Annotated in this window: 21 protein-coding genes; 16 read left to right on the plus strand and 5 right to left on the minus strand. The window is 61.1% G+C overall.

Annotated elements, in window-relative coordinates; translation table 11 throughout:
* Window positions 1–237: 237 nt before the first annotated feature.
* Both ACIPOO_RS19700 and sfsA read left to right on the plus strand, forming a co-directional pair.
* The gene (locus ACIPOO_RS19700; protein ID WP_400609187.1) at window positions 238–1,410 is read left to right on the plus strand and encodes a pyridoxal phosphate-dependent aminotransferase; all 1,173 of its coding nucleotides are present in this window, start codon (window positions 238–240) and stop codon (window positions 1,408–1,410) included.
* On the plus strand, window positions 1,410–2,144 hold the full coding sequence (gene sfsA, locus ACIPOO_RS19705; protein ID WP_400609190.1) for a DNA/RNA nuclease SfsA: 735 nt from the start codon (window positions 1,410–1,412) through the stop codon (window positions 2,142–2,144). Before ACIPOO_RS19700 ends, sfsA begins: the two co-directional genes overlap by 1 nt.
* On the opposite strand, the gene ACIPOO_RS19710 is transcribed toward sfsA, so the two are convergent.
* Complete coding sequence (locus ACIPOO_RS19710) at window positions 2,122–2,442, minus strand: Rieske (2Fe-2S) protein (protein ID WP_400609192.1); 321 nt, start codon at window positions 2,440–2,442, stop codon at window positions 2,122–2,124. The genes sfsA and ACIPOO_RS19710 overlap by 23 nt on opposite strands.
* Window positions 2,443–2,624: 182 nt before the next feature.
* Here ACIPOO_RS19710 and ACIPOO_RS19715 point away from each other — a divergent pair, with 182 nt between their 5' ends.
* The 5 genes from ACIPOO_RS19715 to deoC all read left to right on the plus strand — a co-directional run bounded on the left by ACIPOO_RS19715 (window position 2,625) and on the right by deoC (window position 7,158).
* The gene (locus ACIPOO_RS19715) at window positions 2,625–3,524 is read left to right on the plus strand and encodes a hemin ABC transporter substrate-binding protein (RefSeq protein WP_400609195.1); all 900 of its coding nucleotides are present in this window, start codon (window positions 2,625–2,627) and stop codon (window positions 3,522–3,524) included.
* Window positions 3,525–3,574: 50 nt separating this feature from the next.
* Entirely contained in the window at window positions 3,575–4,558 is a 984-nt protein-coding gene (locus ACIPOO_RS19720; protein ID WP_274134881.1) for an iron ABC transporter permease, read from the plus strand.
* Entirely contained in the window at window positions 4,558–5,325 is a 768-nt protein-coding gene (locus ACIPOO_RS19725) for a heme ABC transporter ATP-binding protein (RefSeq protein WP_400609197.1), read from the plus strand. The genes ACIPOO_RS19720 and ACIPOO_RS19725 overlap by 1 nt, the downstream gene beginning before the upstream one ends.
* Window positions 5,326–5,359: 34 nt before the next feature.
* Window positions 5,360–6,259 carry a ChaN family lipoprotein gene (locus ACIPOO_RS19730; protein ID WP_400609199.1) on the plus strand — a complete coding sequence of 300 codons (900 nt, stop codon included), beginning with the start codon at window positions 5,360–5,362 and terminating at the stop codon, window positions 6,257–6,259.
* Between the two features lie 137 nt (window positions 6,260–6,396).
* On the plus strand, window positions 6,397–7,158 hold the full coding sequence (gene deoC / locus ACIPOO_RS19735; RefSeq protein WP_400609201.1) for a deoxyribose-phosphate aldolase: 762 nt from the start codon (window positions 6,397–6,399) through the stop codon (window positions 7,156–7,158).
* A 184-nt stretch (window positions 7,159–7,342) separates the two neighbouring features.
* On the opposite strand, the gene ACIPOO_RS19740 is transcribed toward deoC, so the two are convergent.
* From ACIPOO_RS19740 to ACIPOO_RS19750, 3 genes are all read right to left on the minus strand, one after another.
* Window positions 7,343–7,639, minus strand: a complete 297-nt coding sequence (locus ACIPOO_RS19740; protein ID WP_274134812.1) for a TfoX/Sxy family protein — start codon at window positions 7,637–7,639, stop codon at window positions 7,343–7,345.
* Between the two features lie 359 nt (window positions 7,640–7,998).
* Window positions 7,999–8,343 carry a pentapeptide repeat-containing protein gene (locus ACIPOO_RS19745; protein ID WP_274134811.1) on the minus strand — a complete coding sequence of 115 codons (345 nt, stop codon included), beginning with the start codon at window positions 8,341–8,343 and terminating at the stop codon, window positions 7,999–8,001.
* Window positions 8,344–8,446: 103 nt separating this feature from the next.
* A complete protein-coding gene (locus ACIPOO_RS19750; RefSeq protein WP_400609204.1) occupies window positions 8,447–9,982 on the minus strand; it encodes an AAA family ATPase in 1,536 nt (511 codons plus the stop codon).
* A 133-nt stretch (window positions 9,983–10,115) separates the two neighbouring features.
* On the opposite strand from ACIPOO_RS19750, the gene mrcB reads away from it, so the two are divergent.
* The 3 genes from mrcB to ACIPOO_RS19765 are packed head-to-tail and all read left to right on the plus strand — an operon-like array spanning window position 10,116 to window position 13,531.
* Complete coding sequence (mrcB, locus tag ACIPOO_RS19755; RefSeq protein WP_400609206.1) at window positions 10,116–12,437, plus strand: penicillin-binding protein 1B; 2,322 nt, start codon at window positions 10,116–10,118, stop codon at window positions 12,435–12,437.
* Window positions 12,438–12,453: 16 nt separating this feature from the next.
* The gene (locus tag ACIPOO_RS19760; protein ID WP_274134808.1) at window positions 12,454–13,209 is read left to right on the plus strand and encodes a M48 family metallopeptidase; all 756 of its coding nucleotides are present in this window, start codon (window positions 12,454–12,456) and stop codon (window positions 13,207–13,209) included.
* Window positions 13,202–13,531 (plus strand): YqcC family protein, encoded by a 330-nt coding sequence (locus ACIPOO_RS19765; protein ID WP_400609208.1) that lies wholly within the window; start codon window positions 13,202–13,204, stop codon window positions 13,529–13,531. Before ACIPOO_RS19760 ends, ACIPOO_RS19765 begins: the two co-directional genes overlap by 8 nt.
* A 3-nt stretch (window positions 13,532–13,534) precedes the next feature.
* Here ACIPOO_RS19765 and ACIPOO_RS19770 read toward each other — a convergent pair whose 3' ends face one another.
* Complete coding sequence (locus ACIPOO_RS19770) at window positions 13,535–13,960, minus strand: DUF4124 domain-containing protein (RefSeq protein ID WP_274134806.1); 426 nt, start codon at window positions 13,958–13,960, stop codon at window positions 13,535–13,537.
* A gap of 409 nt (window positions 13,961–14,369) precedes the next feature.
* On the opposite strand from ACIPOO_RS19770, the gene ACIPOO_RS19775 reads away from it, so the two are divergent.
* From ACIPOO_RS19775 to msrQ, 6 genes are all read left to right on the plus strand, one after another.
* The gene (locus ACIPOO_RS19775) at window positions 14,370–16,094 is read left to right on the plus strand and encodes an acetolactate synthase 3 large subunit (protein ID WP_274134805.1); all 1,725 of its coding nucleotides are present in this window, start codon (window positions 14,370–14,372) and stop codon (window positions 16,092–16,094) included.
* Window position 16,095: 1 nt separating this feature from the next.
* Window positions 16,096–16,587 (plus strand): acetolactate synthase small subunit, encoded by a 492-nt coding sequence (gene ilvN, locus ACIPOO_RS19780; protein WP_093469284.1) that lies wholly within the window; start codon window positions 16,096–16,098, stop codon window positions 16,585–16,587.
* Between the two features lie 50 nt (window positions 16,588–16,637).
* Window positions 16,638–17,654 carry a ketol-acid reductoisomerase gene (gene ilvC, locus ACIPOO_RS19785; protein WP_062385125.1) on the plus strand — a complete coding sequence of 339 codons (1,017 nt, stop codon included), beginning with the start codon at window positions 16,638–16,640 and terminating at the stop codon, window positions 17,652–17,654.
* Window positions 17,655–17,807: 153 nt separating this feature from the next.
* Entirely contained in the window at window positions 17,808–18,656 is an 849-nt protein-coding gene (gene pssA, locus ACIPOO_RS19790; protein ID WP_400609212.1) for a CDP-diacylglycerol--serine O-phosphatidyltransferase, read from the plus strand.
* A 73-nt stretch (window positions 18,657–18,729) separates the two neighbouring features.
* Window positions 18,730–19,743, plus strand: coding sequence for a protein-methionine-sulfoxide reductase catalytic subunit MsrP (msrP, locus tag ACIPOO_RS19795; RefSeq protein ID WP_400609215.1), 1,014 nt, complete (start codon window positions 18,730–18,732; stop codon window positions 19,741–19,743).
* Complete coding sequence (gene msrQ, locus ACIPOO_RS19800; protein WP_400609217.1) at window positions 19,743–20,363, plus strand: protein-methionine-sulfoxide reductase heme-binding subunit MsrQ; 621 nt, start codon at window positions 19,743–19,745, stop codon at window positions 20,361–20,363. Before msrP ends, msrQ begins: the two co-directional genes overlap by 1 nt.
* Window positions 20,364–20,593 lie beyond the last annotated feature (230 nt).

Consider the following 20,593-nt stretch of genomic DNA (forward strand, 5'->3'; position numbering starts at 1 on the left):
CTCCCGGTTGTCGAGCATGGCTCTACAACGCGCCCGTGAACTATGACCACGGCCAAAGCGCCCGGTTTTATATTATTTTGCAGTGCCATCAGTCTAGCCCCCTTGTGCAACTACACCGGTTTTTGCGGATCATCGGCAGCGCATGAGGCGAGTCTTCTCCGATAATCCTGTAGCGGCGCAAGCGGTTGGGTAGAATCAGGCGACAGTTTTCGACACCTGCCAGTAAAAGGAAGGACCATGCCCCAGCCCTACAGTGCGCGCAGCCGCGCCATCGAACCCTTTCATGTCATGGCGCTGCTGGCCCGTGCCAATGAATTGCAGGCAGCGGGGCACGATGTCATCCACCTGGAGATCGGCGAGCCGGACTTCACCACCGCCGAACCCATCATCAAGGCCGGCCAGGCCGCACTGGCCGCGGGGAAAACCCGGTACACCGCAGCGCGCGGCCTGCCTGAACTGCGCCAGGCGATTTCCGGGTTCTACGCCCAGCGCTATGGCGTGGACATCGATCCCGAGCGGATCCTGATCACCCCCGGTGGCTCGGGGGCCTTGCTGCTGGCGGCCAGTCTCCTGGTCGATCCCGGCAAGCACTGGTTGCTGGCCGATCCTGGCTACCCTTGCAACCGGCATTTCCTGCGTCTGGTGGAAGGCGCGGCGCAATTGGTGCCAGTGGGGCCCGATGTACGCTATCAACTGACGCCGGATCTGGTGGCCCGGCATTGGGACCAAGACAGCGTCGGCGCGCTGGTCGCGTCCCCTGCCAATCCGACGGGCACTCTGCTGCACCGCGACGAACTGGCCGCGTTGTCCGCTTCACTCAAGCAGCGCCACGGGCATCTGGTGGTGGACGAGATCTACCACGGGCTGACCTACGGCATGGATGCGGCCAGCGTGCTGGAAGTGGATAACGATGCGTTCGTATTAAATAGCTTTTCAAAGTATTTCGGCATGACCGGCTGGCGTCTTGGCTGGCTGGTTGCACCCCAGGCTGCGGTCGGCGATCTGGAAAAACTGGCGCAGAACCTCTACATCAGCGCGCCGAGCATGGCGCAGAGCGCGGCGCTGGCCTGCTTCGAGCCGCAGACCCTGGAAATTCTCGAACAACGCCGGGCCGAGTTCGGCAAGCGTCGAGACTTTCTGCTGCCTGCATTGCGTGAACTGGGTTTCAACATTGCGGTGAAGCCCGAAGGCGCCTTCTATCTTTATGCAGATATCAGCGCATTCGGCGGCGATGCCTTCGCGTTCTGTCGGCATTTCCTGGAAACCGAACACGTCGCCTTCACCCCGGGCCTGGACTTCGGTCGCCATCAGGCGGGCCATCACGTGCGGTTCGCCTATACCCAGAGCCTGCCGCGCCTGCAAGAAGCAGTCGAGCGGATCGGGCGCGGGCTGCGGAGTTGGCAAGGCTGATGCGTTTTTTTCCCGAACTCGAAGAAGCACGCCTGCTGCAACGCTACAAACGCTTTCTGGCAGACGTCGAAACGGCCAGTGGCGAGCGTTTGACCATCCACTGCCCCAACACCGGCTCCATGTTCAATTGCATGATGCCGGGCGGCAAGGTCTGGTTCAGCCGCTCCAACGACCCCAAGCGCAAGCTGCCCGGCACCTGGGAAATCAGCGAAACCCCGCAGGGGCGCTTTGCCTGCGTCAACACCGGGCGGGCCAATAAACTCGTTGAAGAGGCGCTGCTGGCGGGTGTCATCACCGAACTGAACGGCTTCACGGGGCTGAAGCGCGAAGTGGCCTATGGGCAGGAAAACAGCCGGGTGGATTTCCGCCTGGATTACCCCGACGGCTCGCTGTTTCTTGAGGTCAAGAGCGTCACCCTGGGCTTTGACGACAGTGCCGTGGCGGCCTTTCCGGATGCCGTCACCCAGCGCGGCGCCAAACACCTGCGCGAACTGGCCGCCCTGGCTCGCGAAGGTGTGCGCGCCGTGCTGTTGTATTGCGTGAACCTCACCGGTATCGAAGGGGTGCGACCGGCCGAGGAAATAGACCCCGCCTACGCCGCGGCGCTAAGGGAGGCGGTTGCCGCAGGCGTGCAGGTCTTGGCCTATGGTGTGCAACTGACGCCCGAAGAGGTGCGGGTGGATCGTCGACTGGACGTCCATCTGCATCAGTTCAAGCCTGCGCTGGCAGATTGATCCAGATGCCCTGGGCGTCTTCGTTCGCCGCGATCACGTTCAGGTGCTTGCCCTCGCATGGCCCGGCGATGCATTCACCGTTTTCGATGAGGAACAGCGCGCCGTGGGTTGCGCACTGGATCAGGCTGGCGCTGTCGTCGAGGAACTGATCCGGCTGCCATTCCAGAGGAACGCGGCGATGCGGGCACTGGTTTTCGTACACGTAAACCTGCCCGCCACGGCGGACTGCAAGCAGCCTGACGCCGTCGATGTCGAAGCCCCGGCTTTTACCCTCGGCCAGATCAACGCTGTTACACATGTACTTCAGCTGAAACTCCTTCGCGCTTGACGCGCAAATGCAAATAATTATCAAATTGCCCGGCTGTCGGGAGCCGCCTAGTCTGACAGCTCTGCAAACGGCGCGTCGATTCCGTCGGTCTTCGGGCCTGCCCTGTCACGACGTGAACTGCCGTGTTCCCTCCCTTCAAAGGACTTTCCCCCATGCGCTTCGTTGCCAGGCTGACTGCCATTCTGACCGGGTTTCTCATCACTCATCTGGGACTGGCCGATTCGCAGCAGCCCCAGCGCTGGGTCAGTGCCGGCGGGGCGCTGACCGAGTGGGTCGTGACCCTCGGCGGGCAATCGCATCTGGTGGGCATCGACACCACCAGCCAGCATCCGGAATCCATCAAATCCTTGCCCAACATCGGCTATCAGCGGCAGTTGTCGTCGGAAGGCATCCTGAGCCTACGTCCGAATGTTCTGATTGGCACCGAAGAAATGGGGCCGCCGCCTGTGCTCGAACAACTGCGCGCTGCCGGTGTGAAGGTCGAAGTGTTTTCTGCAGCCGCCGAGCTGAGCGCGCTGCAGGACAATCTGCAAAAGCTCGGTAAATTGCTGGGTGACGAGGGTCAGGCGCGTCAGGTTGCCGATCAATACGTGCGCCAACTGGACAGCCAGCATGACTGGGTAGCCCGCGCACAACAGCACCAGACGGCGCCGGGCGTTCTGTTGCTGGTCAGCCATGCGGGTGCGGCGCCGATGGTCGCCGGTGCCGGGACGGTGGGGGACTGGCTGATCAAACAGGCCGGTGGCCGCAATCTGGCGACCCATAATGGTTACAAGATTTTTTCTGCCGAGGCGATGGCAGGGCTCAATCCTGAGGTGCTGGTGTTCACCGATCGCGCACAGAACGGCGCCTCGTCACGCGATGCCTTGATGCGCGAAAACCCGTTGCTCGCCGCGACCCAGGCAGTGCGCAACAAGCGCGTGCTGGAAGTCGACCCGACGCTGCTGGTCGGCGGCCTGGGCCCGCGGCTGCCCGAGGCCATGCAGGCGCTGTCCAGGGCCTTCTACCCGGCTGACTCATCGCTCAACGCCAAGGTAACGCCAGCTCAATGAGGCTCATGCTCAAGCCACGCACCTTGTTCGTATTGCTGGCCCTGGCCTGCCTGCTGGCAGTCTGGTTGTCGCTGGCCCTTGGCCCGGTCAGCCTGCCGTTGATGGACACCCTGCGCGCCGGCTTGCGCCTGCTGGGCGTGCCGGTGTCCGGGGATGATCTGCAACAGGCCGAACTGATTCTCGGGCAGATCCGTGTGCCTCGGACCTTGCTTGGCCTTGCGGTGGGTGCCGTACTGGCGCTGTCCGGTGTGGCGATGCAGGGCCTGTTTCGTAATCCGCTGGCCGATCCGGGGCTGGTCGGCGTGTCCAGCGGCGCGGCGCTGGGTGCTGCGATTGCGATTGTCACGGGTGCGTCACTGGGTGGCCTTTCCGAAGCATTCGCTCCTTATGTGTTATCGATTTTTGCCTTTGCCGGAGGCTTGACGGTGACCGGCATCGTTTATCGCCTGGGGCGTCGGGAAGGGCAGACCAGCGTCGGCATCATGCTGCTGGCCGGGGTGGCGATGACTGCGCTGGCCGGTTCGATCATCGGTTTGTTCTCCTATCTGGCTGACGACGCGGCATTGCGGACCCTGACCTTCTGGAACCTGGGCACGCTCAACGGCGCCAGTTACGCAAGGCTCTGGCCGCTGCTGCTGGTGTGCGCGGCGGTGATCGTCTGGCTGCCGAGGCGGGCCAAGGCGCTGAATGCCTTGCTGCTGGGGGAATCCGAAGCCCGTCACCTGGGGATCGAAGTCGAGCGGCTCAAGCGCGAACTGGTGGTGTGTATCGCCCTGGGCGTCGGCGCGGCAGTGGCGGCGGCGGGACTGATCGGCTTCGTCGGCCTGATCGTGCCGCACCTGGTTCGCCTGATCGTCGGCCCCGACCATCGCGTGCTGTTGCCGGCCTCGGCACTGGCGGGCGCGAGCCTGTTGCTGTTTGCCGACGTTTTCGCGCGCCTGGTGCTTGCGCCTGCCGAGCTTCCCATCGGTATTGTCACTGCGTTTATCGGTGCGCCGGTTTTCCTGTTCATGCTGGTGCGGGGGCGTACGTGATGTTGAAGGTCCAGAACCTGTCGGTTCATCGCGATGGCAAGCCGGTGCTCGCCGATGTCGACCTGACCCTGCACCCCGGCCAGATGCTCGGGGTGTTGGGGCCAAATGGTGCTGGCAAGAGCACGCTGCTGGGCGCATTGTGTGGGGAGTTGAAAACCACCGGCGGGGAGGTCTGGCTCGATGAGCAGCCGCTGGCGCACTGGACGGGGCAACAACGGGCCCGGCGCCTGGCGGTGTTGCCGCAGACCTCCACATTGAGCTTCGCCTTCAGCGTGCGTGATGTGGTGGCGATGGGGCGCCTGCCTCACGACAGCGGCCAGCAGCGCGATGGCGAAATCATCGAGCAGGCGCTCAAGGCCGCCGATGCTGCACATCTGCAGGATCGCAGTTACCTCGCGCTGTCGGGCGGCGAGCGCCAGCGGGTGCATCTGGCCAGGGTGCTGGCGCAGTTGTGGCCGGGCGAGGGCGGACAGACTTTGCTGCTGGACGAGCCAACGTCGATGCTTGACCCGCTGCATCAACACACGACGTTGCAGGCCGTGCGTGAATTTGCCAGTCGTGGTGGCGCGGTGCTGGTGATCCTCCACGACCTCAACCTGGCGGCGCGTTATTGTGACCGCCTGATGCTGCTCCAGGCGGGTCGCCCGTATGCGCTGGGCACGCCCGAGGCGGTGCTGGTGCCCGATGCACTCAAGAGTGTCTTCGGGCTGGAGGTTCTGGTGCAGCCTCATCCGGAGCGGGGCCATCCGTTGATCATCGCGCGCTGATTGGCGCGCAAGGTGCGTGGAACAAGGAGGTCCTGTGCGTCGTTACCTGTTGCTGCTGGTGCTGTCCTTGGCGAGCGCATGCCAGTCGTCGCCAACGTTGCCACCCCTACCTTCCTGGCAGAGCCCCGAGGGGCGCGAGCATGCGGAGCTGGGTGTGATAAAGGATCTGAACAACGGGCAGGTACTGACGCCGCAGCAACTGGTCCATCGACTGGCCGGCGCCACGCGGGTGCTGGTCGGTGAGCAGCACGACAACCCCGATCATCACGCGCTGCAACTGTGGCTGCTGCAAGCCCTTGGCGACCAGCGCCCGCAAGGCAGCCTGTTGCTGGAAATGCTCACCCCGGACCAGCAAGGCCGTGTGGACTTCGCGCAGCGTGACCTTCGCCAGGGCAAGCCCCCTGCAGATTTGCCTGCGGCACTGGGCTGGCAGAAAGGCTGGGACTGGACCCTTTACGGCCCTGTGATGCGCTTCGCCCTGATGCAGCCGTATCCAATCCTTTCAGCCAACCTTTCTGCGGTGGAGGTCGGCGCGATCTACCATCAACGCCCTGTGTTGAGCGGCGTTCATTCCACCACCAAGGGCGTGCGCAATACTTTGCTTGCCCAGGTGCGCGAATCCCATTGCGGCATGTTGCCGGAAGACGCCTTGCCCGCCATGCTCGCCGTTCAACAGCAGCGCGACAGGCGCATGGCGCAGCGCCTGATGGACGCCCCCGCTCCGGCGTTGTTGTTCGCTGGCGGCTACCACGTGCGCAAGGACCTCGGCATCCCGTTGCACATGGCTGATCTGGGCAGTGACGAACACCCGGTGGTGCTCATGCTTGCCCAGGTCGGCAGTGAGGTTCAGCCGACGAGCGCGGACTACGTCTGGTTCACCGCTGCGCTGCCCGATCAGGATTACTGCGCCCAGATGCGGCCGCCTTCGCGCTGAGCAGTTACGTTTTTTTGAAGGCAATGTCCTTAAGACCTTTCTGATAGTTGCGTAGGCGCGTTCTTTAGCGTTCCCACGGCCATCCACTGACCCTCCCGCTGGATTATCGTCGCTCCCCCCAAACGCAGGAGAGCGAAATGAAACAGCAGGATGACTTCGAAGAAGCAGTGGCGCAGACGGCAATCAGGCTGATGGAGTTGACCTCACTCAACACCGATGACACCGCAGAGCGCATCGTCGCGCTGTGTCACCGGGCACTGACGCCCCTTGGCAATGTCGCTGCGGTCTGCGTGCTGCCCAGGTTCGCGGGAATTGCGCGGCGCACGCTCGATACCTTGCAGGCACGGGAGGTGAAAGTCGTCGCCGCGGTGAATTTTCCCAACGGACGCGCGCCGATTTCCACCGTGGAGTCAGAGACCCACGCCGCGATGCTGATGGGGGCTGATGAAATCGATCTGGTCTATCCCTTCAATGCCCATCTGATGGGCGACAGGCTGATGGGTGCCAGGATGATCGCGGCGTGCAAGGCCAAGTGCGGCAGCCGCGGGCAGTTGACGGTTTCCCTGGAAACCGGGGTGCTGGCTGATCCGCAGATCATTCATAGCGTCTGCCGGACCGCGATTGCCGAAGGGGCGTCGTTTCTCAAGCCTGGCACGGGAAGGCAGGTCGAAGGCGCGACCGCACAGGCCGTACGCATCCTGCTCGAGGCCATTTCCGAGCGCAGTTACCTGGTGGGTATCAAGGCACCGGGGAATGTTCGGACCCTGGAGCAGGCCAAAACCTACATAGACATGGCGTGTAACCGTTTCGGGCCGCAATGGATCGAGCCTGGAAGGATGCGCCTGGGCACTTCAAGCCTGCTGGACGACGCCTTGATGCGCCTGGGTGTGTGCCCCTGATCGCAGTGAAAAATCGCGGGCAAAAAAAGACCCGGCAAAAAGCCGGGTCAAAAACCGTGATTAGCCTGATGAGGAGATAATCTGAGAGTCCGAACCAAGGAGCCTTTCAGGTTACCAGCCAGTCTCGCGACTGGATGTGATAATCATAGTGATTCTCATTTGTAAGTCAACAGGCAATTTCAAACTATTTTCCTGACCCGGTTTTGCTGCACTCCAGTGCCTCCACATCGAGCTTGATGAGCTGTCGATTCAGCGAATCCTTGAGCTCCGTGGACAAGTCATACCAGTGCTGGTCGAGCAAGGCGCCTTCGATGGCGTAGAGCAGCACCTTGGATGTGCGAAAGCCGCGGGTCTTGACTGCGCGATAGGCGTGGATGGCGCCGATGCGGCGCAGGTCGGCGGCATTGTGGATGCCGGAAGCATGTAGCCATTGGGCGGATGTCTTGCCCAGATTTCTCATCGACAGCAGTTCGTCTTCCATGATGACGCCTCCTTGCAGCATGTTGCTCCGTATGTAGTGACCTCCCTGGACTTGGACAAACTGCGGGCGCAAGCCATGGAGTGAGTGTAGTTGGCTGCGAGGAGGGGTTGGGCAAGCGGAGGTGGGCAGGCGCCGGACGGTAGTTCGCGCAAGGAAAAGCCGACAGACGACGCGGCCGCGGCCTGTCCGTGCATGCAGGGCGGCGGCGCTGTGGGCAGATTGAAACCCTTGGTATGGATTGAACACGTTCCCTGTAGGAGCGCGCTTGCCCGCGATTGCGATCTGGCCGGGGCGATTTTCCGCCTGACCCAGCGCCATCGCGGGCAAGCGCGCTCCTAGGGTACGGGGCTTTGAACCTGTTATCGGGTGCGGTAACGCAGGCGGGTGCCGAAATTGACCGACATCAGGATCTCGTCGGCGCTCAGCTCAGGCGGGAAGTAGGCGCCCGAGATCTGCGCATGGGCAATGCTCGCGCCTTCCAGGGAGGCCGTGCGGAAGTCCACGCCGCGCAGATCGGCGGAGCGGAAGTAGGCGTCGGTGAAGTCGATATCCTCAGCGTTCAGCTCCCGCAGGTCCAGACCACGGAAATCTCCGCCGGCGAGGTCGATAGGGCCGGTTCTCGGGCGCTGGAGATTGAACGCGTTGACGTCATCTTTTCGCAGCAAGGCGAAGAGCGGCGAGTCGAGCTGCTTGGGCTGGGTCATCTTGGCGTCACCTTGTTGGAATTCTGACGCCATTATAATGCCACTACCATCGAGCCGTGAAGGGGCACGCTTCACGTCTCGATGATTGGTTCGCCGAAGCTGTTTACAGGCCTGGCAGGCACTGGCGGATGTCAGTGACCAGCTTGTCCAGATCGCCGCTGATATTGGTTTCCACGCGGCGGCTGCGCAGTGTTTCGTCTGCGGTCAGCGGCTCGCGGTTGGCCAGTTGGGCTTCGATCACTTCCATCGTGGCGTCGGAGGGGTCTTCGTTGGTGGCCTGGCGCTGGGCCAGCCAGCCCTGGATGACTGCCTTGGGCGCTGCGCAGTCGAGAATCAGGAACGGCGCGCCGGTCGCCTCGGCCACCTGCGCCGTCGCAAGGCGCTGCTCGTGCTTGAGGTAGGTGGCATCGATGACCACCGGCAGGCCTGCATGCAGGACCACTGCCGCCAGTTCGTTCAGGCGCTTGTAGGTCGCCGCGCTGACATCGGCCGCGTAGAGGTCTTTGCTGTCACCGAACAGACGCTTGCGTTCGACGTCCGAGCGCAGGCGAACGGCGCCGAGCGCCTCGACCAGGCGCATCGCGACGTGGCTTTTGCCAACGGCGGATACGCCATGGGTGATGGCCAGGAAGCTGGAAGGGATGGCGCTGTAGCTTTCGGCCAGGTTGGCGTAGTTGCGGTACTGACGCAGGGTGGCGGCGCGCTGGATGTTGTCGGTGTCCGGTTGCAGGCTGAACAGTGCGACCTTGGCACGTACCAGGGCGCGGTAGGCCTTGTAGAAATTCAGCAGTTCCAGGCCTGCGTAATCACCGGTGCGCTCCAGATACTGGCTGACCAGGCGTCGCGACAGGCTCTTGAGGCCGCGGTCTTCAAGGTCCATGGCCAGGAAGCCGAGGTCGGCGTAGACGTCGGTCATGCGGAACGGTTCGTTGAACTCGATGCAGTCGAAGATCACCACCTTGCCGTCGATCAGGGTGATGTTGCCCAGGTGGATGTCGCCGTGGCATTCGCGGATGAAACCGTCGGCCTTGCGCTGTGCCAGCAGGGGCTTGAGGCGTTCGAAGCTGGCGTTGGCCCAGGCTTCCAGCGCCTGGAGCTGGATCAGGTCAGACTTTTCGCTGAGGAATGGCAGAATCTGTTCGAAGTTCTGCGTCACCGGCGCCATCACGCTTTCTGGCGAGCCCAGCACGTTCTCGGCCAGGACCCGGGGCGCGCTCAGGTGAAACTCGGCGATTTGCCGGGCCATGTCGTCGATGTGCGCGGTGGTCAGTTCGCCCTTCGCCTGCAGGGCGCTGAGCAGGCCGTCCTGTGGGAACTGACGCATTTTCAGCACGTATTCGATGGCCTCGCCGGTGCCGCCCAATTGAGGTGCTTCGGCGGTGCCGGTGACAGGCAACACTTCAAGATATAAATTCTCGGTCAGGCGCTGATTGAGGATCAGTTCCTGCTGGCAGAAGTGCGCGCGGGACTCGAGCGTGGTGAAATCCAGGAAGCCGAAGTTCATCGGTTTCTTGATCTTGTACACATAGGGGCCAGTGAGCAAAACCCAGGAAATATGGGTCTCGATGACCTGGAACTGCTCCACGGGATGGGGAAACAGGGCAGGGTTTTGCAGAGCTGCAATCAGTGTCTGGCTCACGGACGGTCCTTGAAAGTGACAAGTCGATATTTTGAGTGTCTAAAGGTGGCCATTATGGCCGCTCGGCGCCGCGCTGCAAACCGCTGTGAGGGTGGTCTGCCGATGACCTTGAAAGTGCGTATAATCCGCCGCCATGACTCGATCCCGTACCTCGAAAAAATCCCCCAAACCCGCCAATAGCCGCCTTCGCAGCCTGTTGGGCTGGGCCCTGAAGCTCAGTCTCGTGGGGCTGGTGATCCTGGCCTGCTTCGCCGTTTACCTGGACTCCATCGTCCAGGAAAAATTTTCCGGCAAGCGCTGGACCATTCCGGCCAAGGTGTATGCGCGGCCGCTGGAGCTGTTCGTCGGCCAGAAGCTTTCGCGCGATGACTTTCTGATCGAGCTCGACGCCCTGGGCTACCGCCGCGAAAGCGTGGCCAACGGCCCCGGCGCAGCTTCGGTGAACGGCAATAACGTCGATCTGAATACACGCGGTTTTCAGTTTTATGAAGGCGCGGACCCTGCGCAGCAGATCCATGTGCGTTTCTCCGGCGACTACGTGGCCGACCTGACCGCCGCCAACGGCTCCAAGCTGGCCGTGGCGCGGCTTGAACCGCTGATGATCGGCGGCCTGTATCCGAAGAACCTCGAAGACCGCATCCTGATCAAGCTCGATCAGGCGCCGCCGTACCTGCTCGACACCTTGGTCACCGTTGAAGACCGCGACTTCTACCATCACTTCGGCGTATCGCCCAAGTCGATTGCCCGCGCCTTCTGGGTCAACGCTTCGGCGGGCCAGATGCGCCAGGGCGGTTCGACGCTGACGCAACAGCTGGTCAAGAACTTCTACCTGACCAACGAGCGCAGCCTGTCGCGCAAACTGACCGAAGCCATGATGGCGATCCTGCTGGAGATCCACTACAGCAAGCAGGAAATCCTCGAGGCGTACCTCAACGAAGTGTTCGTCGGTCAGGACGGTCAGCGTGCGGTGCACGGTTTTGGCCTGGCCAGTCAGTATTTCTTCAGCCAGCCGCTGTCGGAATTGAAGCTGCATCAAGTGGCGTTGCTGGTGGGGCTGGTCAAGGGGCCGTCCTATTACAACCCGCGTCGCAACCCGGAGCGTGCCCTTGAGCGTCGCAACCTGGTGCTCGATCTGCTGGAACAGCAGGGCGTGGCTTCGGCGGAAGCGGTGGCCGCGGCGAAGAAAATGCCACTGGGCGTTACCAAAATGGGTTCGCTGGCCGACAGCTCCTTCCCCGACTTCCTGGACCTGGTCAAACGCCAGCTGCGTCAGGACTACCGCGACGAAGACTTGACCGAAGAAGGCCTGCGCATCTTCACCAGTTTCGACCCGATCCTGCAGATGAAGTCCGAAGCAGCGGTGCGTGAAAGCTTTGCCAAGATGGCCGGTCGCAAGGGCTCAGACGAGATGGAAACGGCGATGGTCGTGACCAACCCGGAGACCGGTGAAGTGCAGGCGCTGATCGGCAGTCGTCAGGCCGGTTTCGCCGGCTTCAACCGCGCGCTGGATGCCGTGCGGCCGATCGGCTCGCTGGTCAAGCCGGCCATCTACCTGACTGCCCTGGAGCGTCCGCAGCAATATACGCTGACCAGTTGGGTGCCGGACGAGCCGTTCCAGGTCAAAGGCGCCGATGGCCAGATCTGGAAGCCACAGAACTTCGATCACAAGGCCCACGGCAACATTTTCCTGTATCAAGGCCTGGCGCATTCCTACAACCTTTCCAGCGCCAAGCTGGGGCTGGACCTGGGCGTGCCGAATGTCTTCAAGACCCTGACCAAGCTGGGCGTGACCCGTGACTGGCCAGCGTTTCCGTCGATGTTGCTGGGTGCTGGCGCACTGACCCCGATTGAAGTGGCCACCATGTACCAGACCATTGCCAGTGGCGGGTTCAACACGCCACTGCGCGGGATCCGCAGCGTGCTGACCGCCGAGGGCGAACCGCTCAAGCGTTATCCGTTCCAGATCCAGCAGCGCTTCGATCCAGGCTCCATCTATCTGCTGCAGAACGCCATGCAGCGCGTGATGCGCGAAGGTACGGGCAAATCGGTGTACAACGTATTGCCAAGCTCCCTGAATCTGGCGGGTAAATCGGGCACCACCAACGATTCCCGTGACAGCTGGTTCGCCGGTTTCAGCCAGGACCTGCTGGCGGTTGTCTGGATGGGCCGCGACGACAACGGCAAGACGCCATTCACTGGCGCGACCGGTTCGCTGCAGATCTGGACCAGTTTCATGAAAAAGGCCGACCCGCTGCCGCTGGACATGGCCATGCCTGACAATGTCGTGCAGGCGTGGGTCAATGCGTCAACAGGGCAGGGCTCCGATGCCAACTGCCCGAATGCCGTGCAGATGCCGTATATTCGCGGCAGTGAGCCACAACCAGGGCCAACGTGCGGTGGGCCGACAGCGCCTGCCGAGTCGGTCATGGATTGGGTCAAGGGCTGGTTGAATTAAGCGAAGAGGGTGTGAAGTGAACAAGTGGTTGATTCCGGCTTTAGCGGCTCTGGCTTTGCTCAATGGCTGCGCGACACAGACGCGTGGCAACATTCCGGTGGTGGATTCAGGTTCTCGCGTCTCCAACGGCGAGCGGGTGTCGGCCAATCGCAGCAACACCTACCGGGCGCCGGTGCAGGCCCAGACGCCTGCCCAGGCTCAGTCGATTCAGGAAGACTCCGGCGTGACGGTCATGGTGCCGGGCGGGGCCAACGCCAGCGCCGCGCCTATTTCGACCTTTACCCCGCCGATCAGTACCTCGCAGGCACCGATCAGCACCGCGCCGGTCAATCAGGCGCCGATCAACAACACCTACACGCCGCCCGCGGCAACCGGTAGCACCTACAACATGCCGTCATCGGCGCCGACCGGCATCCCGTCGGCCTCCAGCGGCGGTCTGTCGGCCGATGAGCAGCTCGATGGCCCTGTGCTGGCGCTGCTGACCACCGCTCAGCAACAGCAGAGCAGCGGTGACCTCAACGGCGCATCGTCGAGCCTGGAACGCGCACAGCGTGTGGCTCCTCGCGAACCTCAGGTGCTGTACAAACTGGCCCAGGTGCGTCTGGCCCAGGGCGATGCGCCACAGGCCGAGCAACTGGCCCGTCGCGGCCTGACCTACGCCAACGGTCGTGCCAGCCTTCAGGCAAGCCTGTGGGGGCTGATCGCCCAGGCACGGGAAAAGCAGGGTGATGCGGCCGGTGCGGCGCTGGCCCGGCAGAAGGCCAATGGATAAGCGTTTTCCACAGATCGCCGATCAACTGCTGCTGATCGAGCGTGAACTGCGCACCTTGGGCTGGTGGAAGGCTGTGCCACCCAGCGATGACGACCTGGCCAGCCGTGAACCTTTCTGCGTCGATACGCTGGATTTCGATCAGTGGCTGCAATGGATATTCCTGCCCCGGATGAAAACCATCCTGGAGCAGGATCTGGAGTTGCCCAACGCATCGGGCATTCTGGAAATGGCGCAGATGGTCTATGTCGACCGCGCCGTGCAAACTCGTCGCTTGCAGGAACTGCTGGCGCAATTCGACCGGCTGATCACCGAGTCGGTCTGAAAGTCAGTTGCACGTGTCGTCGATGGACTTCTTGACCTCGGCGATACGCGCCTGGCGCTCCTCTTCAGTGAAGCGCCTGAACTCTCCGTTCACCTCTTCCCGAACCCGCGGGTTGTTCTGCAACTGCGCAAGATTGGTGCGCTGAGTCTCGCAGTACTCCTTGCGCTTGGCCTCCTGCGCCGCCACTTGCCGTTTCACTTTCGCGTCAACGGCCTGCTGTGCCGAATCCTCTGAGGGTTTGGCGGGCGCGGGCGCAGGCGGCGCAACCGGCTTTTGCACGTCGATTTCCTGCGCCGATTGCCCGGCAGGCGGCTGGGCATCGAAGTGAGTGATCCCCTGAGCGTCAACCCACTTGTAGATCTGGGCGGCCTGGGTGGCGACCGAACCTGTAGCCAGCGTCAGCGTGGCGGCAAGCATCATCCAGCGCATACTGCTTCCTTAACTTCGTTTGCTGTACAGGTGCAACCTATCACAAGCATGCAGTCACGACCTCATTCGGTGCTTTTTCGTCCGGGATGGGTGAAGAAAGCGCATCGATGACTTGACTTGAGAGGGTTGAATCAGAACAATCCAAAGTCCGCTGTAGAGGGACTGCCAGAAGCAGACCGTCTCGGCAGATCATGAGGCGCACACCCGCGCCGACCTGTTACACCCGCAACGCGTTACCTCGCGCTGGGTGGGAAGACCCCGAAACATTAATGGGGAGACTCCCAATACTTGCTCAGTCAGTGCTGACGTAGTCGGCGACCACCGTCGCTCATGCTCTGCTTGGCAGTAAACCTATTAGACCCGTCCCGCTTGGAGCGGACGGTTTTCTGGCGTTTTAGAGGTGGACAACGTGGAGCTTTTATCTGGCGGGGAAATGATCGTCCGCTTTTTGCGCGACGAAGGCGTCAAGTATATCTATGGGTACCCAGGTGGTGCCGCACTGCATATCTACGACGCGCTTTTCAAAGAAACGACTGTTCAACATATTCTTGTCCGTCATGAGCAGGCTGCCACCCACATGGCCGACGGCTATGCGCGTGCGACCGGCAAGGCCGGTGTCGTACTGGTGACTTCGGGTCCCGGCGCGACCAACGTCATTACCGGTATCGCTACCGCGTACATGGACTCCATTCCGATGGTCATCCTGACCGCCCAGGTCCCGAGCTTCATGGTCGGTACCGATGCGTTCCAGGAAACCGACATGATCGGGATCTCGCGTCCGATCGTGAAGCACAGCTTCATGGTCAAGCACGCATCGGAAATCCCTGAAGTCCTGAAAAAGGCCTTCTACCTGGCAGAGTCCGGCCGTCCTGGTCCGGTTGTCGTCGATATCCCGAAAGATATGACCAACCCGGCCGAAAAGTTCGAATACATCTATCCGAAAAAAGCCAAGCTGCGTTCCTACAGCCCGGCGGTCCGTGGCCACTCCGGCCAGATCCGCAAGGCCGTGGAAATGCTGCTGGCGGCCAAGCGTCCGGTCATCTACGCCGGTGGTGGCGTCATCCTGGGTCACGGTTCGGCGCAACTGACTGAACTGGCCCGCTTGCTCAACGCTCCGGTGACCAACACGCTGATGGGCCTGGGTGCCTACCCTGGCACTGATCGTCAGTTCGTCGGCATGCTGGGCATGCACGGCGCCTACACCGCCAACATGACCATGCACCATTCGGACGTGATCCTGTGCGTCGGTGCCCGTTTCGACGACCGCGTGATCAACGGCGCTTCGCGTTTCTGCCCTGGCGCCAAGATCATTCACGTCGACATCGACCCTGCGTCCATTTCCAAGACCATCAAGGCCGACGTGCCAATCGTCGGGCCTGTGGAAAGCGTGCTGACCGAAATGGTCGCGACCTTCAAGGAAATCGGCCAGACGCCTGACAAGGCGGCGGTCGCTACCTGGTGGAAGCAGATCGAAGAGTGGCGCGGCGATCGCAAGATGTACCCGTACAACGAAGGCGATGGCAGCGTCATCAAGCCTCAGACCGTGATCGAGACCCTGAGCGAAGTCACCAAGGGCGATGCCTATGTCGCCTCCGACGTCGGTCAGCACCAGATGTTCGCGGCGCAGTACTACCGTTTCGACAAACCCAACCGCTGGATCAACTCCGGTGGCCTGGGCACCATGGGCTTCGGTTTCCCGGCGGCCATGGGCGTCAAGCTGAGCTTCCCGGATGCGGACGTTGCCTGCGTGACGGGCGAAGGCAGCATCCAGATGAACATTCAGGAGCTGTCGACCTGCCTGCAGCACAACCTGCCGGTGAAGATCGTTCTGCTCAACAACGGCGTACTGGGCATGGTCCGTCAGTGGCAGGACATGAGCTATGGCTCGCGTCATGCCCATTCGTACATGGAATCGCTGCCTGACTTCGTCAAGCTGGCCGAAGCCTATGGTCACGTCGGCATGCGCATCACTGACCTCAAAGATCTGAAACCGATGATGGAGCAGGCCTTCGCCATGAAGGACCGCCTGGTGCTGATCGACATTCAGGTCGACGCCAGCGAGCACGTCTACCCGATGCAGATCAAAGACGGCGCGATGCGCGACATGTGGCTGAGCAAGACGGAGCGTACCTAATATGCGGCACATCATTTCCTTGTTGCTGGAAAACGAACCAGGTGCTCTTTCTCGCGTCGTCGGTCTGTTCTCGCAGCGTAACTACAACATCGAAAGCCTGACCGTGGCGCCGACCGAAGACCCGACCCTGTCGCGTCTGACGTTGACCACCGTCGGTCATGATGAGGTGATCGAGCAGATCACCAAGAACCTCAACAAGCTGGTTGAAGTGGTCAAGCTGGTCGATCTGTCGGAAAGTGCTCACATCGAGCGCGAACTGATGCTGATCAAGGTCAAGGCCACTGGCGCCCAGCGCGCCGAAATCAAGCGTACCACGGACATTTTCCGCGGCCAGATCGTTGATGTTTCCAGCAGTGTCTACACCGTGCAGCTGACAGGGACGAGCGACAAACTGGATAGCTTTATCCAGGCCATCGGCACCACCGCCATCCTGGAAACCGTACGCAGCGGCGTCACGGGCATTGCCCGCGGCGACAAAGTGCTGAGCATCTAACCTTACACATTTAGCGAATGGCCTTGCGGCCGAGATAACAGGGGAATTTCATGAAAGTTTATTACGACAAAGACTGCGACCTTTCCATCATCCAGGGCAAGAAAGTTGCCATCATCGGTTACGGTTCCCAAGGCCACGCTCAAGCGTGCAACCTGAAAGACTCCGGCGTTGATGTCACCGTTGGCCTGCGTAAAGGTTCGGCTACTGTCGCCAAGGCTGAAGCCCATGGCCTGAAAGTGACTGACGTCGCTTCCGCCGTTGCCGCTGCCGACCTGGTCATGATCCTGACCCCGGACGAGTTCCAGTCCCAGCTGTACAAGAACGAAATCGAGCCGAACATCAAGAAAGGCGCCACCCTGGCCTTCTCCCACGGCTTCGCGATTCACTACAACCAGGTCGTGCCACGCGCTGACCTGGACGTGATCATGATCGCGCCAAAAGCGCCAGGTCACACCGTACGTACCGAATTCGTCAAAGGCGGCGGTATCCCTGACCTGATCGCTGTCTACCAGGACGCTTCGGGCAACGCCAAGAACGTCGCACTGTCCTACGCTTCGGGCGTTGGCGGCGGCCGTACCGGCATCATCGAAACCACCTTCAAGGACGAGACTGAAACCGACCTGTTCGGCGAGCAGGCCGTTCTGTGCGGCGGTACCGTCGAGCTGGTCAAAGCCGGTTTCGAAACTCTGGTCGAAGCTGGCTACGCGCCAGAAATGGCCTACTTCGAGTGCCTGCACGAACTGAAGCTGATCGTTGACCTCATGTACGAAGGCGGTATCGCCAACATGAACTACTCGATCTCCAACAACGCCGAATACGGTGAGTACGTGACTGGTCCTGAAGTCATCAACGCCGAATCCCGTCAGGCCATGCGCAACGCTCTGAAGCGCATCCAGGACGGCGAATACGCGAAGATGTTCATCGCCGAAGGCGCGAGCAACTACCCATCGATGACCGCCAAGCGCCGCAACAACAAGGCTCACGGCATCGAAATCATCGGCGAGCAACTGCGCTCGATGATGCCTTGGATCGCCAAGAACAAAATCGTTGACCAAACCAAGAACTAAACTTTTCTAAAGCGCGTTCAGGTTTACGAAAAACGCGGCCCTCGGGTCGCGTTTTTTCGTTCTGGGGGGCTCATCTGGTATAAAGCTGCATCGTTTGCCGGCGCGAAGCCGCCGCGAGCATTATCGAAAATTCCCAGCTGCAAGGTATTGTCCATGAGCGAACGTCCCGACGAGCCGAACAAGGCCTCTGACGCCGAAAGCCTGCTACCGATCGACGAACATATAGAAGAGGGCCACGACGCCGAAGGGCGCAAGGTCCGTCATCGCGGCATCTATCTGCTGCCGAACCTCTTCACCACCGCCAACCTGTTTGCCGGTTTCTACTCGATCATCAGCTCCATGAGCGCGCAAAGTGCGATGAGTGCCGGTGACCTGGTGGGTGCCAGCAAATACTTCGGGTTTGCCGCAGCCGCCATTTTCATCGCCATGGTGCTCGACGGCCTGGACGGGCGCGTGGCCCGCATGACCAATACGCAAAGCGCGTTCGGCGCCGAGTACGATTCCCTGTCCGACATGGTCGCCTTTGGTGTGGCACCTGCGTTGCTGGCCTTTGGCTGGGCCTTGGGTGGTCTGGGCAAGGTGGGCTGGATGGTCGCCTTCATCTATGTGGCAGGGGCTGCACTGCGCCTGGCCCGCTTCAATACCCAGGTGGGCACCGCTGACAAACGCTACTTCATCGGTCTGGCAAGTCCTGCCGCGGCGGGTGTGATCGCCGGCACGGTGTGGGCATTCAGTGACCACGGCATCGACGGCTCGGGTTGGGCCTTCCTGGTCGCGTTGCTGGTGGCCGCCGCTGGCATGCTGATGGTCAGCAACATCAAGTACAACAGCTTCAAGGAACTGGACCTCAAGGGGCGCGTGCCTTTTGTGGCAATCCTGGCCGTGGTGCTGGTCTTCGCCGTGGTATTCAGCGATCCGCCGCGTGTCCTGCTGCTGATCTTCCTCGGTTACGCAGCCTCGGGCCCGATTCAGTACCTGTTGGGCCCGCGTCGTCGTAAATAGCCATACAGATTCATTTCACATGGCGCTGCGCAGCCTATAAGGTTGATTCATACACCTTGGCTGCGGAGGCGCCATGCTCATCAAGATCCCTTGCGCATCCGCTTGCAACGAGTCGGATGTCACGCCCGAATCCATCTACCTCTCACGCCGTGCGGTGCTGGGCGCCTCATTGGCCGGCCTGGCTGTCAGCGCCTTGCCTTCCTGGGCGCAGGCTGGCGATGCTTCGCAATATGACGGCGTCGAAGCCGCAGAGGCACCTGCCTGGTTCAAGGACAAGCTGCCTTCGACCAAGTGGCAGGCGGTGACGGTCCAGAACGAGTCCGTCACGCCGTTCAAGGACGCCACGCACTACAACAACTTCTATGAGTTCGGCACTGACAAGGGCGACCCTGCGCAGAATGCAGGCTCCTTGAAGACCGAGCCCTGGAGTGTGGTGATCGATGGCGAAGTGGCCAAGCCCGGCCGCTACGCGCTGGAAGACTTCATGAAGCCTTATCAGCTGGAGGAGCGGATCTACCGTTTGCGCTGCGTAGAGGCGTGGTCGATGGTCATTCCCTGGATGGGCTTCCCGATTTCCGAACTGCTCAAGCAGGTCGAGCCGACTTCCAAAGCGAAATACATTCGTTTCGAAACCCTGCAGGATCCCAAGGTCATGCCGGGACAGCGTTCCGGCTTTGCATTGATTGACTGGCCCTATGTCGAGGGGCTGCGGCTGGACGAGGCGATGAATCCTCTGGCCATCCTGGCGGTGGGCATGTACGGGCGAGCGTTGCCGAATCAGAATGGCGCGCCGCTACGCCTGGTGGTGCCGTGGAAGTACGGCTTCAAGAGCGTAAAGTCCATCGTGCGGATCAGCCTGGTCAGTGAGCAACCCAAAACGACCTGGCAGAGCATCGCGGCGAACGAGTATGGCTTTTATGCCAACGTGAACCCGACGGTGGATCACCCGCGCTGGACCCAGGCTCATGAGCGGCGCTTGCCCAGCGGCTTGTTCAGCCCGAACATCCGCCAGACTGAAATGTTCAATGGGTATGGGGAGCAGGTGGCGGCTCTCTATACGGGTATGGATCTGCGGAAAAACTATTGATGCGATATCTGTGGTGGCGCCTGGCGGTTTTCCTGGCGATCTGTGCCGTGCCGGTGGCCTGGCTGCATCAGGCGTGGATTCTCGATCTGGGGCCGGACCCTGGCAAGACGCTGGTCGACCGATTCGGCTTGGGCACGCTGGTGCTTTTACTGGTCACCCTGGCGATGACGCCGTTTCAGCGGGTGACCGGTTGGGCAGGGTGGATCGCCGTTCGCAGGCAGTTGGGGCTATGGTGCTTTGCCAGCGTGGTGGTGCACATGCTCGCCTATGGCTTCTTCATTCTGGGGTTTGACTGGGCGCAATTGGGTGTCGAACTGGTCAAGCGCCCTTACATCATTGTGGGCAGCCTTGGTTTTCTCTGTCTTCTTGCAATGGCGGTGACGTCGAATCGTTACAGTCAGCGTCGCTTGGGTACGCGTTGGAGGAAGTTGCACAAGTTGATCTACGTGGTTCTTGGGCTTGGTTTGCTACATATGTTGTGGATTGTGCGGGCCGACCTTAAAGAGTGGGCTATCTATGCAGGGGTAGGGTGCTTTCTTCTGGCGCTCAGGATTCCAGCAATTGCTGGGCGAATCCCTCGCCGCAAAGCCAGGAAAACAGTAGCTGTAACAAAACTTTAAATAAGTGCTTGACGCCCCCTCGAATCTCTCTATAATTCGCCCCACTTCCGGCGCAGTCGGAACTGAAAACTCCTTGATAATCAATGAGTTAGACGTTAAAGATAGCGAGGAAGTGCTTCGGTTCAGGTCACTGAGTCGGCAGCGGTGAAAAAGGTGGTTGACAGCAGGTTGTAACGCTGTAGAATTCGCCTCCCGCTGACGTGAGACGCCAAGTCGAACGAAGCGCAAGT

The sequence above is a fragment of the Pseudomonas sp. NPDC090201 genome (assembly GCF_044746825.1).
Taxonomy (GTDB): Bacteria; Pseudomonadota; Gammaproteobacteria; order Pseudomonadales; family Pseudomonadaceae; genus Aquipseudomonas; species Aquipseudomonas putida_AD.

Excerpts from the sequence above, each read along its gene's own strand:
- ACIPOO_RS19700 (WP_400609187.1), top strand. The coding sequence starts at position 238 with ATGCCCCAGCCCTACAGTGCGCGCAGCCGCGCCATCGAACCCTTTCAT.
- sfsA (WP_400609190.1), top strand. The coding sequence starts at position 1,410 with ATGCGTTTTTTTCCCGAACTCGAAGAAGCACGCCTGCTGCAACGCTAC.
- ACIPOO_RS19710 (WP_400609192.1), bottom strand. The coding sequence starts at position 2,442 with ATGTGTAACAGCGTTGATCTGGCCGAGGGTAAAAGCCGGGGCTTCGAC.
- ACIPOO_RS19715 (WP_400609195.1), top strand. The coding sequence starts at position 2,625 with ATGCGCTTCGTTGCCAGGCTGACTGCCATTCTGACCGGGTTTCTCATC.
- ACIPOO_RS19725 (WP_400609197.1), top strand. The coding sequence starts at position 4,558 with ATGTTGAAGGTCCAGAACCTGTCGGTTCATCGCGATGGCAAGCCGGTG.
- deoC (WP_400609201.1), top strand. The coding sequence starts at position 6,397 with ATGAAACAGCAGGATGACTTCGAAGAAGCAGTGGCGCAGACGGCAATC.
- ACIPOO_RS19740 (WP_274134812.1), bottom strand. The coding sequence starts at position 7,639 with ATGGAAGACGAACTGCTGTCGATGAGAAATCTGGGCAAGACATCCGCC.
- ACIPOO_RS19745 (WP_274134811.1), bottom strand. The coding sequence starts at position 8,343 with ATGACCCAGCCCAAGCAGCTCGACTCGCCGCTCTTCGCCTTGCTGCGA.
- mrcB (WP_400609206.1), top strand. The coding sequence starts at position 10,116 with ATGACTCGATCCCGTACCTCGAAAAAATCCCCCAAACCCGCCAATAGC.
- ACIPOO_RS19765 (WP_400609208.1), top strand. The coding sequence starts at position 13,202 with ATGGATAAGCGTTTTCCACAGATCGCCGATCAACTGCTGCTGATCGAG.
- ACIPOO_RS19770 (WP_274134806.1), bottom strand. The coding sequence starts at position 13,960 with ATGCGCTGGATGATGCTTGCCGCCACGCTGACGCTGGCTACAGGTTCG.
- ilvN (WP_093469284.1), top strand. The coding sequence starts at position 16,096 with ATGCGGCACATCATTTCCTTGTTGCTGGAAAACGAACCAGGTGCTCTT.
- ilvC (WP_062385125.1), top strand. The coding sequence starts at position 16,638 with ATGAAAGTTTATTACGACAAAGACTGCGACCTTTCCATCATCCAGGGC.
- pssA (WP_400609212.1), top strand. The coding sequence starts at position 17,808 with ATGAGCGAACGTCCCGACGAGCCGAACAAGGCCTCTGACGCCGAAAGC.
- msrP (WP_400609215.1), top strand. The coding sequence starts at position 18,730 with ATGCTCATCAAGATCCCTTGCGCATCCGCTTGCAACGAGTCGGATGTC.
- msrQ (WP_400609217.1), top strand. The coding sequence starts at position 19,743 with ATGCGATATCTGTGGTGGCGCCTGGCGGTTTTCCTGGCGATCTGTGCC.